This is a genomic window from Nitrosomonas eutropha, from assembly GCF_900116685.1.
Lineage (GTDB): Bacteria > Pseudomonadota > Gammaproteobacteria > Burkholderiales > Nitrosomonadaceae > Nitrosomonas > Nitrosomonas eutropha_A.
The window spans coordinates 131,298-144,012 of the sequence record NZ_FPBL01000004.1; the positions used below are offsets into that span (position 1 = coordinate 131,298).

At 52.0% G+C, this 12,715-nt stretch carries 15 protein-coding genes; 10 read left to right on the forward strand and 5 right to left on the reverse strand.

Going from position 1 to position 12,715, the window contains the following annotated elements; translation table 11 throughout:
- Positions 1 to 63 precede the first annotated feature (63 nt).
- The 4 genes from BM331_RS06265 to BM331_RS06280 form a co-directional block, all read right to left on the reverse strand.
- The gene (locus tag BM331_RS06265) at positions 64 to 702 is read right to left on the reverse strand and encodes an FmdE family protein (RefSeq protein ID WP_218154554.1); all 639 of its coding nucleotides are present in this window, start codon (positions 700 to 702) and stop codon (positions 64 to 66) included.
- 177 nt (positions 703 to 879) lie between these two features.
- Positions 880 to 2,061, reverse strand: coding sequence for a CynX/NimT family MFS transporter (locus BM331_RS06270; RefSeq protein WP_256214837.1), 1,182 nt, complete (start codon positions 2,059 to 2,061; stop codon positions 880 to 882).
- An 87-nt stretch (positions 2,062 to 2,148) separates the two neighbouring features.
- Positions 2,149 to 3,144, reverse strand: coding sequence for a bifunctional Delta(1)-pyrroline-2-carboxylate/Delta(1)-piperideine-2-carboxylate reductase (gene lhpI / locus BM331_RS06275; RefSeq protein ID WP_074928039.1), 996 nt, complete (start codon positions 3,142 to 3,144; stop codon positions 2,149 to 2,151).
- Between the two features lie 79 nt (positions 3,145 to 3,223).
- Positions 3,224 to 4,360: an alkene reductase gene (locus BM331_RS06280; protein WP_074928041.1), complete on the reverse strand. Its 1,137-nt coding sequence runs from the start codon at positions 4,358 to 4,360 to the stop codon at positions 3,224 to 3,226.
- Between the two features lie 827 nt (positions 4,361 to 5,187).
- Between BM331_RS06280 and BM331_RS12015 the strand changes: the two genes are divergently transcribed.
- From BM331_RS12015 to BM331_RS06295, 7 genes are all read left to right on the forward strand, one after another.
- Positions 5,188 to 5,649 carry a hypothetical protein gene (locus BM331_RS12015; RefSeq protein ID WP_218154555.1) on the forward strand — a complete coding sequence of 154 codons (462 nt, stop codon included), beginning with the start codon at positions 5,188 to 5,190 and terminating at the stop codon, positions 5,647 to 5,649.
- 15 nt (positions 5,650 to 5,664) lie between these two features.
- On the forward strand, positions 5,665 to 6,192 hold the full coding sequence (locus tag BM331_RS12020; protein WP_218154556.1) for an SNF2 helicase-associated domain-containing protein: 528 nt from the start codon (positions 5,665 to 5,667) through the stop codon (positions 6,190 to 6,192).
- A 53-nt stretch (positions 6,193 to 6,245) separates the two neighbouring features.
- Positions 6,246 to 7,259, forward strand: coding sequence for an SNF2-related protein (locus BM331_RS12025; protein ID WP_218154557.1), 1,014 nt, complete (start codon positions 6,246 to 6,248; stop codon positions 7,257 to 7,259).
- Positions 7,259 to 7,870, forward strand: a complete 612-nt coding sequence (locus tag BM331_RS12030) for a DEAD/DEAH box helicase (protein WP_218154558.1) — start codon at positions 7,259 to 7,261, stop codon at positions 7,868 to 7,870. The genes BM331_RS12025 and BM331_RS12030 overlap by 1 nt, the downstream gene beginning before the upstream one ends.
- 3 nt (positions 7,871 to 7,873) lie before the next feature.
- Positions 7,874 to 8,017 (forward strand): hypothetical protein, encoded by a 144-nt coding sequence (locus BM331_RS12035; RefSeq protein WP_218154559.1) that lies wholly within the window; start codon positions 7,874 to 7,876, stop codon positions 8,015 to 8,017.
- 51 nt (positions 8,018 to 8,068) lie between these two features.
- Positions 8,069 to 8,800 carry an SWIM zinc finger family protein gene (locus BM331_RS06290; RefSeq protein ID WP_218154560.1) on the forward strand — a complete coding sequence of 244 codons (732 nt, stop codon included), beginning with the start codon at positions 8,069 to 8,071 and terminating at the stop codon, positions 8,798 to 8,800.
- A gap of 108 nt (positions 8,801 to 8,908) precedes the next feature.
- Complete coding sequence (locus BM331_RS06295) at positions 8,909 to 9,481, forward strand: peroxiredoxin family protein (RefSeq protein WP_074928043.1); 573 nt, start codon at positions 8,909 to 8,911, stop codon at positions 9,479 to 9,481.
- Between the two features lie 300 nt (positions 9,482 to 9,781).
- Here BM331_RS06295 and gloB read toward each other — a convergent pair whose 3' ends face one another.
- Positions 9,782 to 10,549 carry a hydroxyacylglutathione hydrolase gene (gene gloB, locus BM331_RS06300; RefSeq protein ID WP_074928045.1) on the reverse strand — a complete coding sequence of 256 codons (768 nt, stop codon included), beginning with the start codon at positions 10,547 to 10,549 and terminating at the stop codon, positions 9,782 to 9,784.
- 59 nt (positions 10,550 to 10,608) lie between these two features.
- Here gloB and BM331_RS06305 point away from each other — a divergent pair, with 59 nt between their 5' ends.
- Genes BM331_RS06305 through dnaQ form a run of 3 tightly spaced genes read left to right on the forward strand, consistent with a single transcriptional unit; the run spans position 10,609 to position 12,608 of the window.
- Positions 10,609 to 11,343, forward strand: coding sequence for a class I SAM-dependent methyltransferase (locus BM331_RS06305; RefSeq protein WP_074928046.1), 735 nt, complete (start codon positions 10,609 to 10,611; stop codon positions 11,341 to 11,343).
- A gap of 57 nt (positions 11,344 to 11,400) precedes the next feature.
- Positions 11,401 to 11,889 carry a ribonuclease HI gene (rnhA, locus tag BM331_RS06310; RefSeq protein ID WP_074928048.1) on the forward strand — a complete coding sequence of 163 codons (489 nt, stop codon included), beginning with the start codon at positions 11,401 to 11,403 and terminating at the stop codon, positions 11,887 to 11,889.
- Between the two features lie 11 nt (positions 11,890 to 11,900).
- The gene (dnaQ, locus tag BM331_RS06315) at positions 11,901 to 12,608 is read left to right on the forward strand and encodes a DNA polymerase III subunit epsilon (protein WP_074928184.1); all 708 of its coding nucleotides are present in this window, start codon (positions 11,901 to 11,903) and stop codon (positions 12,606 to 12,608) included.
- Positions 12,609 to 12,715: the final 107 nt, after the last annotated feature.

Consider the following 12,715-nt stretch of genomic DNA (forward strand, 5'->3'; position numbering starts at 1 on the left):
GAATGGCGTACTTGAAGCTGCTGTGTTGGTAGCCATGTATGAACAGGGATAGCTCAGGATCAATCAATTTACAGTCCAGGTATTCACTTGCACCAGGTTAGCATCGTCGGCGTGCTCAATCAGCATCTGGCGCACCCGTTCCTGCCATAACTCACCAAAGCGCTGCAACTCAGCAGGGCTGGCCTGTCCGCTAACCGCTTTCGGAAGCAACTGACGCATCTCGTTCGGCCAGGGCACAACGGAAGCATCGAGCACCACCTGTACTGCTGCGCCTGTATCCTTGCGGCGCAGGCCAATTCCACCCTGTATGGGCTGATCAAAATGCAGCAGATTATTACGCCCGAAACGTCCGCCAATACCATGAAAGCCGGTTTCTGGCGCCGCGCCGGTAACAAGTTGCACCACAGTAGCCACGACGCCGGTAGTGCCGGCATCGCGTGCATCAGCCATGTAGACTTCAATTTCACCGCGTACTGGCAGTTCATTCCCGTACAGCGCACGCAGACCATGTAGCGTCATCAGCCAGGTGCCGGCTACCGTCGGGCAGGAATGCCCTGCCAACCGTACCGCATCGGCATACCGGTATTCCATGATCCCATCACGCGCCGCACCGAGGAACTGTGCCAACGGATCGCGTATGGTTACAGCAGGCGCATCAGCAAAGAAATCCGGAAATCCCTCTTCATGTATTGCTTTATCCATTACGAAAACTCCTTGTCCAAGATAACAGTCTTTTTTACAAAAAGACTTCTGTGTAATTCTGTAATTTTACAGTTGTGCAGGGGTTTTATGGGGAATGAACCGCGCGAAACTAGCATACAGCATCTTGGCGAGCTGATTTCCTCACAATGGCAAGTCAGCTCCGCGAACAGAGGGTCTTTAATGGCGTGCCCTGTTTGTATAGCACGCCTGCACCAGCCTGGTGCGTCCGGCACCCCAGCCGCTGATGGCTGCTCCCAGACACAAAATGGTAAATAGCCAGCCGCTGGCGGCATACCCACCAGTTAGATTGTGCAGTATGCCAATCAGCAAGGGACCCAGTGCCGCCAGTGTATAGCCAACACTCTGCGCCATACTGGATAGGTGTGTTGCGATGTGAGCGTCAGGAGAACGCAGAACAATTACGGTCAGTGCGAGTGCGAATAGGCCGCCCTGACCAATTCCTTGCAAAATACTGAATTCCCAGACTAATTCAATTGGGCCGAACAACATTCCCAGAAAGCCGATTGCAGCAGTGAGCGCCATTGCTGCATTGATCAGGCTCTGGTTCTTGCAGCGTACTGTCAGAGATGGCAGGACAAAACAGGCGATCAGTTGCACCACGATAGAAACGGACAGTATCAATCCGGCTTGTACGCCGTCTAAACCCCGATCGTGCAGAATAGGAACAATCCAGCCGAATATGCTGTAACCCAGTGCCGACTGTAATCCCATGAAGAACGTTACCTGCCAGGCGAGTGAGTCTCGCCATAAACTGACTGCCTGAAGTTGTCTGTTTCGTTGTGCCGAATCTGGCGCAACAGCGTACGGCAACCATAGCAGCATCACTATTCCTGCGGGTAGCGCCCAGAGTGCCAGCCCGGTTGTCCATGTTGTTTCCAGCGATTGGATGAGCGGTAAAGTGCCGGCTGCTGCAACGGCAGCCCCCGCGCACAGTGCCATGGTGTAGGAGCCGGTCATTAAGGCAGGGGATTGCGGAAATTCCTTTTTGACCATGGCGGGCAATAGTACATTACCGATTGCAATAGCCATACCTGCCATTGCTGACCCGAGAAACAGGGGCAGGATATCTCCCCATCCACGCATGGCTGTGCCTGCGGTCAACAGTGCCATGACGACCAAAAGGGTTTGTTTGTTTCCTATTCGTTGCGATAGCCAGGGTGCCAGTGGTGCAAAAATACCGAGGCACAACACCGGTAAGGTTGTCAGGTAGCCAGCCTGTGCAGAGGTGAGTACTTGCTGCTGCAACATATCGGGTAGCAGGACAGAAAGACTGGCAAATAGGGGGCGTAAATTGAACGCAATCAGCATCAATCCAAGCCCAAGCATGAATCGTCCCATTACCCCATGAGGCAAGGACGCATTACGGCGTTGAAATTGAACTCAAAATGTTCACTCACATACTTCAAGTATGCTCTGCTTTCTCGTTCAATTTTGCCTTGCACTGCATCCCTTGATCGAGATCTTGAACAGATTCTTGGTCTGAATGGCTTGCAGTGCTACGCGTGCGGCCGCGAGATCCCAAGCGCCGGTGCCAACACTCTTGAAAACCCTGGGGCGGGATTCGTCGATCCGGCTTTGAAGGGCGTGGGCCAGCGAGCGCACGCAAGACCAGTCAATGTCAGCCTGAATGAGGTCGCCAGCTTCATGACGCGCACTGGCCGGATCATCAGCGAAGATAGCGCTACCATTAAGTGTGGTTTTGCCAAGTTCGGCCATTTCTGGCGTGAAAGCCCCAACGCCGATCACCAGGCGATCGCGTAAGGCAGTTTCGTTATAGATAGCTTGTGTACTGGTTGTGACAGTAATGACGACGTTTACATGATCGGAAATCGAATGTTTTGCGGGAACAAGCTTGCTATGGAGAGGTTGGTGCCGATCACAAAAAGCTATTGAAGAAGTTTCACTACGTCCACGTACCCAGATTTTCGACTGTGGATACAATGCATAGAGTGCCTGAACGTGGTGGCGCGCCTGTACCCCCGTTCCAATAAGCAGAATTTCACGAGGTGCTTTCTTCAGAAAGGTACGGATCGCAAGCATCGTGACAGCAGCCGTTCTCCGCCCAGTCACCTCCGGGCCGTCAAGCAGGCAGATGGGTTTGCCGGTTTCCGTATCGCACACAGTTACCATGCCGTGGATGGTGGGCAGTTGTCGCTCCTTGTTTGCAGGTTGTACAGTCACAAGTTTGTGAATCCCAATATCATGCGCGGTGGCCGGCATGCTCAGCATTACGCCACCAGCCCCAAAGGGCACAACCATGCGCTCCGGGCTCTGAATCTGGCCGGCATCATACTCAAGAGCGGCGGTGGCAATGGCATCTACCAGCTTGCTGAAATCCAGTAATTGAGCTGTGCGCTCCCTGGACAGTACAATAAATTCTTCTGTAGCAAGGGATGTGGAGACAATGCTGGGAGGGTTCATGGTTTTTTCCTGAAATTGGAGTTTTGTGCTGAAGCAGGTAGCTTGGGTGCTTGTCTTACGGGTTCGACTTTTTGCCAGGTTAACTCTCTTGATAATCTACGTGTCTAAAAAAAGGATAATCCGTATAACCGTGTTCATCGCCACCATAGAAAGTACTGGTGTCGGGTGTCGCTAATGGTGAATCTTTACGCAGCCGTTCAACCAGATCAGGATTGCTGATGAACGGGCGGCCAAAGGCAATCAGATCTGCCTGACCGGTTTCGATTGCCTGCCGGGCAAGCGCGAAGTCGTAGCTGTTATTGAGCATCCAGGCGGCTTTGCCACCGGCATCGCGGTAAGCCTGCTTCAAGGTGGCATAATCGAATGGTGTATTGCCCTGTTGATGATTGCGGGTGCCGCCAGTCGCGCCTTCAATAATGTGGATGTAGGACAGCGCGTGGCTGGTAAGGCCGCGTATCACATGTTCAAACAGCAGTTGAGGTTCGGGGTCAAATATATCATTCGTCGGTGTGACAGGTGACAGGCGGATACCGGTGCGCGCTGCCCCGATTTCTTCTGTAACAGCTTTAACAACTGCAAACAGGAAGCGTGCACGGTTTTCAATGTTGCCGCCGTAGTCATCGCTGCGGTGGTTGGAACTCAAACGCAGGAATTGATCAATCAGATAGCCGTTGGCAGCATGAATCTCTATACCATCAAAGCCGACTTCAATGGCTGCCCGCGCAGCACGACGGTAATCATCAATAATGCCGGGCAGTTCGCTGGCTGCCAGTGCACGCGGTAGCGAGGTGGGTACGAAACTGCCCTGGCCATCGGCATCAATCAGGTAGGTTTTGCTCTGTGCCTGAATGGCTGAGGGCGCTACCGGCGGTTGGTTATCCGGCTGAAGGGTATAGTGTGAAATTCTACCAACGTGCCACAGTTGTACAACAATTTTGCCGCCCTTGGCATGTACGACATTGGTTACGGCGCGCCAGCCATCCAGCGCTTGCTGCGTATAAAGTCCAGGAACGTTGGCATAACCTTGCCCCTGCGCAGAGATCACTGTTGCTTCGGTGATGATCAGCCCGGCACTAGCACGCTGTGCGTAGTAGGTGGCAGTGATGGGCTGCGGAACAGCACTGGGTGAACGGTTGCGTGTCAGCGGTGCCATGACAATACGGTTAGTCAGTTGCAAGCCGGAAAGATCGAATGAATCAAAAAGTGTGGTAGTCATGGCTTTTCTCGGAAATGGAGGAATTGAAATATCAGCAGGCAGTTGAAGAAGGCTGTCAATATATTTCTCGGTATTCTACGTCTGGAGTCAGGTATACGTTATGAATACTGGCTACTCATTGATTTTACCGGAATGCCTGTTGTGCGCGTTATTGCTGCAAAGTGTTGTACCCCATTTATGCGCTCAGAAGTCAAAAAATAGCAGCAAAGCCCTGAAAAAATGAGAGGGTGGCTGACATTGCATGATTGACGGCCTACTTTGTAATCAGAAGGGGGTGTTGTGGGCGGATGCGGTGCCCGTTTTGTCTGCGTTGTAGAAGCGGTGAGAAAGAATGAGGCTATCAACCGGCGCGGGGTTTTATTGCTTCTTCAGATCGTAATCGGAGCCGAATGTTTGTCCACTTTACGTTTCTGTGATTCGGCAGACGCTATATCGGCTCCGTAATGTAGTACTGTTTGGGAATTTGTTATGGTAATGGCTGTTATTTCAACTTCCAAGAATAAAATGAGCAAGTATGACAAACAAGCAAATACACCATCTGGGCTTACTACGCGTGATTTATCCGGCTTTTCTGGGAGAACTCCATAGGACATGAAACGAGCGGGGTGCTTGCAGGAAGCCGGAAGATGGGATTTTAAGAACCTGTTCAATATCTCCCTGAAGGGTGCATTACGGCGTTGAAATTGAACTCAAAATGTTCACTCACATACTTCAAGTATGCTCTGCTTCCTCGTTCAATTTTGCCTTGCACTGCATCCCTTGATCAAGATCTCGAACAGGTTCTAAGAAATATATGTGGGCCGTAGAAAGGGGCTATTCAACAGAACATGATAACCCAATCAAAATCTGCAACTGTTGCATTGTCTTTGTCACTTACTCCTGCCGGTCGTCTGTCGTGCCTGCCTGATCCGGAAGCGCCATCATTGCCTGTCGGAATAGCCGAAGAAGTTGTCGCGGCTTTTGCAGTTGATGCAGGACATGGCTTGTTACAGTTGGGAAGCGCGTATGTTGCTATGGCGCTGCCGCCAGTGTGGGCGTACTGGCGCGATTTCGCGGTACGTTACCTGACCGCACTGTGTATTGCGCCTGATGCAGGAACAGTCCCACTACCCGATACGCTGATACTTGAGACGCTGATTCTCGATGTGCCGCCCATGTCTGGTGCTGAATATCTCTCACCAGAAATATTAGCTGCGCTGTGGAGCGGAACTGGTACGGCGCTGGAAAGCGAGCGTTCTGCCAGCGGATTGTCGCTAGCAGAATTCCTGAAAATAAGACATCCGGCCTAGAATCTGGTCGGGCGCGTGCATTTTAATCTCGCCGAGAACCGCAAGGATCTGGATATGCCGTTTGCTTTCCTGGCAACGTATACCACGCGGCTCTCAATTTACGGCAAGGCGCAACATTTGCCACTTTCGCAGGCGCTTATCGAATTTTCCGGCAGTCGTAAGAAGGCACAACTGCTCGCGTTGCTGATGCCGATACAGCGCGCGGCGGAGCAGTGCGAATGGATCGCTGCAATGATCGAATCCGGTGAGATTTATCATCTCTTGCGCTGGCAGGTGGAGGATGCCATACACCTTCTTGACGATCTGCCACGCATCGAGGCTGCTGGCATCGTGGTGCGCATGCCCGCTCAATGGCAGGCCGGGCGCCCGGCTCGTCCCAGGGTTCGCGCCGCTCTGGGTGCCGGTGCACCTTCCCGTCTGGGGTTGGATGCACTGCTCGATTTCCATATGGATGTGATGATCAATGGAGAACCGCTGACCGCCGAGGAGATTCGCGCCATGCTGATGGTTTGCAGTGGATACGTGGTAAGTAGATTGAGGTGAATCGCGAGTAACTCTCGCACGTCATCGATCGTTTCCGGGAAATTGAGGCCGATGTGGCGCATGGCTTGCCGCTGGCGGAAGCCATGCGCCTGCTTGCTGGCGCGACACTCGACGAAGAAGCACCGGATCCGGATTGGGCGGAATTTGTGGCAGGACCATGGCTGGCCGAAACATTGCGTGGTCTGCGGGCACCTAGTACGCTGGCTGCCGTGGATCCCGGCCCTGTGCTCAATGCTACACTGCGTCCCTATCAGCAGGAGGGCGTGCGCTGGTTGTCGTTTCTCACCCGTCTCGGGCTGGGTGCCTGTCTGGCCGATGACATGGGTCTGGGCAAGACTATCCAGGTGCTGGCGTTGTTATTTTTATTCAAGCGAGACGGGACGGATGGCACACTCACTGCGCGTCCCAGTCTGCCCGTTGCACCGGCTTCCCTGCTTGCCAACTGGATGCAGGAAGCGGCGCGTTTTGCACCCGATCTGTGTTGTATGCTGGCTCATCCTTCGGGAATGGCGCGCGAGGCATTGCAGGCACTGGATGCGCAACAATTGACTGGTGTCGATTTGGTGGTGACAACTTACGGCACGCTGCCGCGACTACCAAAATTGAGGGAGGTGAGCTGGCGACTGGTTGTAATTGACGAGGCACAGGCGATCAAGAATCCGGCAGCCAAACAGACACGTGAGGTAAAAAAACTCAAAGCCGATGCACGTATTGCGTTGACTGGCACGCCGGTGGAAAACCGGCTTTCCGACCTTTGGTCGATTTTCGATTTTACGCATCCCGGTTTGCTGGGTTCGGAGCGTGTTTTTTCCGGGTTTACCAAACGGTTATCGGAAACAGGGCATTTCGGGCCGTTGCGCATACTGATTGCACCCTACATCCTGCGGCGCCTGAAGACGGACAAGCGCATCATTTCTGATCTGCCGGACAAAACCGAATTGTCTGCCTGGTGTTCCCTGAGCACAGTGCAGGCGATCCATTACCAGGAGGCGGTAAAGGCGCTGGCTCGTGCGCTGGGATCATCGGTTGAAGGTATTGGGCGCAGAGGACTGGTGTTGTCTTTTTAATGCGTTTCAAGCAGATTTGCAACCATCCTTCGCAATGGTTGAACGATGGCGGCTGGAAACCTGAAGAGAGCGGTAAATTTGTGCGCTTGCGCGAAATTGCCGAGACAGTGGCGGCCCGGCAGGAGAAGTTGCTTGTATTTACGCAGTTTCAGGAGACCACCGCACCACTGGCTGCCTTTCTTGGTAGCGTGTTCGGGCGAGAAGGGCTGGTGCTGCATGGCGGAACACCAGTAGTTCGGCGACGCGAACTGGTCAGGCGCTTTCAGGAGGATGAAAGTGTTCCATTCTTTGTGCTGTCCATCAAGGCGGGCGGATCAGGTCTTAATCTCACGGTCGCCTCGCATGTCGTCCATTTTGATCGTTGGTGGAATCCGGCCGTGGAAAATCAGGCAACCGATCGTGCCTATCGTATCGGCCAGCACAAAAATGTACTGGTGCATAAATTTATTTGTCGTGGCACCATTGAGGAACGCATCGACGAGCTGATTCGCGCCAAGCAGCAACTAGTACAGGATGTGGTCGAAGGAAGCGGGGAAATCAATCTCACTGAGATGAGCGATGAGGCATTGCTCGATCTGGTGAAACTGGACATTCACGCAGCAGGGGAATGATTTATGAGTGACTGGGACTGGAAACCGTATGTGCCGGTGGCCAAGCGGCGTGAACAGGCCAACCGCGCTGTGGAGAAGGCAAGGAAGGCCGGCAAGGATTTATTTCCTGTTGTAGTGACTTCGCGCACCATTGCCAGAACTTTTTGAGGCAAAGCCTGGTGCGCTAATCTGGAGGCTTACAGCGACTATGAAAGCCGTTTGCCGCGCGGGCGCGCCTATGTGCGTAATGGTGCGGTGATCGATTTGAAGATCGAGCCGGGCCGGGTGATTGCACAGGTAATAGGTTCTCGTCGTTACCGGGTCGAGATCGGCATCGTACCGCTTCCTGCCGCAAGGTGGAAGAAGCTGGTTGAGGACTGTACGGGCTCTATCGCCACACTACTGGAGCTGCTGCAAGGAAAATTTTCCAAAGCCGTTATGGCGCGCCTGTGTGAACCAAAGAGCGGGATGTTTCCATCGCCGCAGGAGATCAGTCTCGGCTGCTCCTGTCCCGATTGGGCAACGATGTGTAAACATGTTGCTGCGGTGCTCTATGGTGTTGGTGCACGGCTGGATGAACAGCCAGAGCTGCTGTTCGTGCTGCGTCAGGTCGATGCCAATGACTTGCTGACTGCCCAGGTGGCTGTTATCCCTGCTAAGGTGAAGCAGCCCGCGAAGGCAAAGGTGCTTGATGATGCTGCGCTGGCGGATGTATTCGGTATCGAGATGGCCACATTGGATGTTTCGGTCGATGTTCCGGTTGAACAGGTGTCCGGGAGGCGGCGAGTGGCAACTGTGACGAAAACGGCAAAAGCAACAAAAGCAACAAAAGCAACGGCGGTAACAACCACTACGGAACCCGCAAAGAATGCGGCTGCAAAGACAGCTTGGGCAGTTGTCACGAAGAAGAAGGTTGTCACTTCCAAGGTTGCCGCACAGCGAGACAAATGAGCGGTGTGTGGCGGGTATGGGCCCGGTTTCCTTGGGAATAGCTGCGCGTGCTATCATCAACCAGCAAAAAAAGATTCTTGTTTTCAGTAACGTATCTCAATTTAAACCATGAAAAAAAATACAACTATTGAGAAAATTAAGGCACCAGAGTTGATCACTTCAGGCTGGTTGAATGCATCTGAGCCGGTTACGCTGGCCTCTCTGCGCGGCAAGGTAGTATTAATGCATGCCTTTCAGATGTTATGCCCTGGCTGCGTGCAGCAGGGGATTCCGCAGGCGCAGCAGGTATTTAATGAATTTGATCCGGAGCGGGTGGCAGTAATTGGTCTGCATACGGTTTTCGAGCATCATGAAGTTATGGGACGCGATGCGCTGGAGGTGTTTGCCTATGAGTACCGGCTGCGTTTTCCGATCGGAATCGACAAGCCGAATGGGCAGCATTCCATTCCGCATACGATGATGACTTACCACATGCAGGGCACGCCAACCACGATTCTGGTAGATAAAACCGGCCACTTGCGTTTGCACAAATTTGGCCACGTTAGCGATCTTCTGTTGGGAGTTTCAATCGGGACATTGCTGGCCGAAGAAGTCTCTGACAAGGAACTGGCAGCGGCTTCAGCAGCAGATCAATCCAGCGATACACAGCCAGGGTGCGATGATGAGGGCTGTCGGGTTTGATGAAAACGGGTTGATTATCGGATTGCCACAGCCTCTGCGGGCTTTACGATGACGAAGTGAGTACCGATTACGTGCTGGTGGAATGACGTGTGGGTGAGGTAATGACAAATGTCGTCTTTGCGAACGCCAACGGTGTGAAGCAATCCAGTGATCGTGGTAGCGAAGGTGCTGGATTGCCGCGTTGGCCTGGCCTCCTCGCAAAGACAGAAATCTTGTAGCTTAAATTACCTTTGTAAAAGGTGGTATGAATCAGTCCGCCACCACGCAATCATTGCATTCATGATCGCGATGACGAGGTGCCTACTGAAAGTTATTTTTCCAGTCGCGGATTGCAGCAAAAACGCTGACTGGATCATTAAGGTGCCGGCCAACATGCTGGCTGGCGCTGTGGATAATAGCTGGTTGATCACAGCGCAAAAACGGATTGGTGGCTTTTTCCATAGCCAGGCTGGAGGGGAGTGTGGGTATATTCTGCTCCAGTTTTTCTTCCACAGTGCTTTCCAGTTGGATTAAATCGGGGTTGTCAGGGTCGATTATTCGGGCAAACCGGATATTGGCCAGCGTGTATTCATGAGCGCAATAAACCAGGGTTTTATCCGGCAGACTGGCCAGTTTCTGTAAAGAAGTAAACATTTGTTGCGCGTTGCCTTCAAAGATTCGTCCGCAACCACAAGCAAATAGTGTATCCCCGCAAAACAGGCAATTATGGCCATGATAGGCAATATGGCCCGCGGTGTGTCCGGGGATATCCAGCACATTGAATTCCAGCGATAGTTCCGGGAAGCTGAGCATATCTCCCTCCGTTAATGGATGGGTCAGCCCCGGTATTTTTTCATGGACAGGGCCGTAGACAGGTATCGCAAATTCCTGCACCAGTGAGGGGATGCCGCCCGTGTGATCGTGGTGGTGATGTGTGCAGAGTATGGCAATTGGTTGCAAGTTCTGCTGGCTTATCCAGGTGAGAACTGGTGTTGCATCACCTGGGTCTATGATGAGTGCGGACTGTTGATTGTGAACGATCCAGATATAATTGTCTTTAAAGGCGCGGATGGGAAAAATACTGATCATCTTTTCTCCTTGCAGGACATGACAAACGAATCATCATCATAACTAATCATTCTGACAATATGTTTGATTCTGCATTACAGCAAAATATGCAACAGTGGTTTGAAACTGCATTAGGACAGTACGTGCTGGAGCAGGAGCAGCGTTATTTCGATCGTGTTGTGGCGGATGTTTTCGGTTATAACGCGACCCAGATTGGTTTTGCCGGATTTGATTTTTTGCGGAACAACCGGATGCCTTTCAAGTTTGTGCTCGGTGTGGAAAAAGGAGCTTCAGCCAGTGCGTACCCTGGTTTTTTACCGATCAGGAGTAATAGTCTGGATCTGGTGCTATTACCACACACACTGGAATTTAATTCATATCCTCTCCAGATTTTTCACGAAGTGCAGCGGGTGCTGATTGATGAGGGCAGGGTCATCATCAGTGGATTCAATCCTTTCAGTCTCTGGGGGATACGCCGGCGCATGGCAAAATCCAGAATGGATTTTCCGTGGCATGGTCGTTTTATTGATTTGTCGCGTGTGAAGGACTGGCTGGAATTGCTTGATTTTGAAATCGTTGCCGGGCAGTTTGGCTGTTATGTCCCGCCGTGTACCGGGGAAAAATGGCTTTCCCGGTTGCGTTTTATGGAGGCAGCTGGAGATCGTTGGTGGCCTGTTGCCGGGGGGGTATATTTTTTGCAGGCGGTCAAGCATGAATGTGGTATGCACATCATTAAACCTCACTGGGAAAATCCATCTGCCCGCGAGAGGAGAGCAGCAGCCGTTCCACAAATAGAGCTCGGGGGAGATGGGTAATTTCCGGAGTTGCGGGGTAATGCGAAAAGAGTGGATAGGTTGATAACGGGAATAAATATGCAATTGAAAAGTGATGGGAAACGGGTGGAAATTTTTACGGATGGTGCCTGCAAGGGTAATCCAGGCCCGGGAGGATGGGGAGTTTGTTTACATTTCAATGGCGAAACACTGGAATTTTTCGGGGGGGAGCCCGTAACCACGAACAATCGTATGGAGTTACTGGCTGCTATTCGTGCCTTGCGGGAACTGGAATCCCTGGAAGATAACGGACAGCAGCCCTTGCTGGTACAGCTGTATACCGATTCGCAGTATGTGCAGAAAGGAATCAGTGAATGGATACACGGCTGGAAGAGGCGCGGGTGGCGGACAGCGGATAAAAAACCGGTCAAGAATGAAGCGTTGTGGAGAGAGCTGGATGATTTATCTCAACGTCATCAGGTTGAATGGTTCTGGGTGCGGGGACATAATGGACATGCAGGTAATGAGCGGGCCGATAGGCTTGCCAATCAGGGAGTGGAATCGGTATTATCTGAAAAGTCAGATTGACCGGACAGATTATGCGCTACATCTTTCTCGATACTGAAACGACCGGCCTGGATCCGGCGCTGGGGCATCGTATTGTCGAAATAGCAGCGGTAGAGGTGTGTAATCGGTGTTTGACCGGCCGCCATTTTCATCGTTATCTCAATCCCGGGCGGGAGAGTGATGAAGGCGCGCTGCGGGTGCATGGACTGACCCGGGAATTCTTGCGAGATAAACCCGTTTTCCAGAAAATTTGTAGCGAGTTTCTGGGATTCATAGAAGACGCCGAAATTCTCATTCATAACGCGCCATTTGACGTAGGCTTCATCAATCACGAACTTAGTTTGATCCAGTTGGAGCCCATGCAGAATTATTGCCTGGAGATTGTTGATACGTTGATGCTGGCAAAGGAGCTGCATCCGGGGAAACGAAACAATCTGGATGCGTTATGTGAGCGTTATCAGATTGATAACGCTCACAGAACACTGCATGGCGCTTTGCTGGATGCAGAATTGCTGGCCGAAGTTTATCTGGCAATGACGCGCGGCCAGGAAAGTTTACTGATGGAACCGGAAGTTCCGGAAGAGGGACAGTCTTGCGATTCAAGGCTGCGTGCAATAGAAAACTTTACATTGATCGTTCAGTCCGTCAGCCAAACAGAACTTGAATTGCATGACCGGCTGTTGGAGCGTATCAACACAGAAAGCAAGGGAAATTGTTTGTGGAACAGCAGCCCAGGTTAATCAGGGATTCCCTAAGAACTTGTTCAATATCTCACTGAAGGGTGCATTACGGTGTTGAAATTGAACTCAAAATGCTCACATACTTCAAGTATGCTCTGCTTTCTCGT

What these genes read in the sequence shown, in the direction of transcription:
- rnhA (WP_074928048.1), top strand. Translation starts at nt 11,401, where the DNA reads ATGCAATTGAAAAGTGATGGGAAACGGGTGGAAATTTTTACGGATGGT.
- dnaQ (WP_074928184.1), top strand. Translation starts at nt 11,901, where the DNA reads ATGCGCTACATCTTTCTCGATACTGAAACGACCGGCCTGGATCCGGCG.
- BM331_RS06305 (WP_074928046.1), top strand. Translation starts at nt 10,609, where the DNA reads ATGTTTGATTCTGCATTACAGCAAAATATGCAACAGTGGTTTGAAACT.
- BM331_RS12015 (WP_218154555.1), top strand. Translation starts at nt 5,188, where the DNA reads ATGATAACCCAATCAAAATCTGCAACTGTTGCATTGTCTTTGTCACTT.
- BM331_RS06295 (WP_074928043.1), top strand. Translation starts at nt 8,909, where the DNA reads ATGAAAAAAAATACAACTATTGAGAAAATTAAGGCACCAGAGTTGATC.
- BM331_RS06280 (WP_074928041.1), bottom strand. Translation starts at nt 4,360, where the DNA reads ATGACTACCACACTTTTTGATTCATTCGATCTTTCCGGCTTGCAACTG.
- BM331_RS06270 (WP_256214837.1), bottom strand. Translation starts at nt 2,061, where the DNA reads ATGGGACGATTCATGCTTGGGCTTGGATTGATGCTGATTGCGTTCAAT.
- gloB (WP_074928045.1), bottom strand. Translation starts at nt 10,549, where the DNA reads ATGATCAGTATTTTTCCCATCCGCGCCTTTAAAGACAATTATATCTGG.
- BM331_RS12035 (WP_218154559.1), top strand. Translation starts at nt 7,874, where the DNA reads ATGAGTGACTGGGACTGGAAACCGTATGTGCCGGTGGCCAAGCGGCGT.
- BM331_RS06265 (WP_218154554.1), bottom strand. Translation starts at nt 702, where the DNA reads ATGGATAAAGCAATACATGAAGAGGGATTTCCGGATTTCTTTGCTGAT.
- lhpI (WP_074928039.1), bottom strand. Translation starts at nt 3,144, where the DNA reads ATGAACCCTCCCAGCATTGTCTCCACATCCCTTGCTACAGAAGAATTT.
- BM331_RS12030 (WP_218154558.1), top strand. Translation starts at nt 7,259, where the DNA reads ATGCGTTTCAAGCAGATTTGCAACCATCCTTCGCAATGGTTGAACGAT.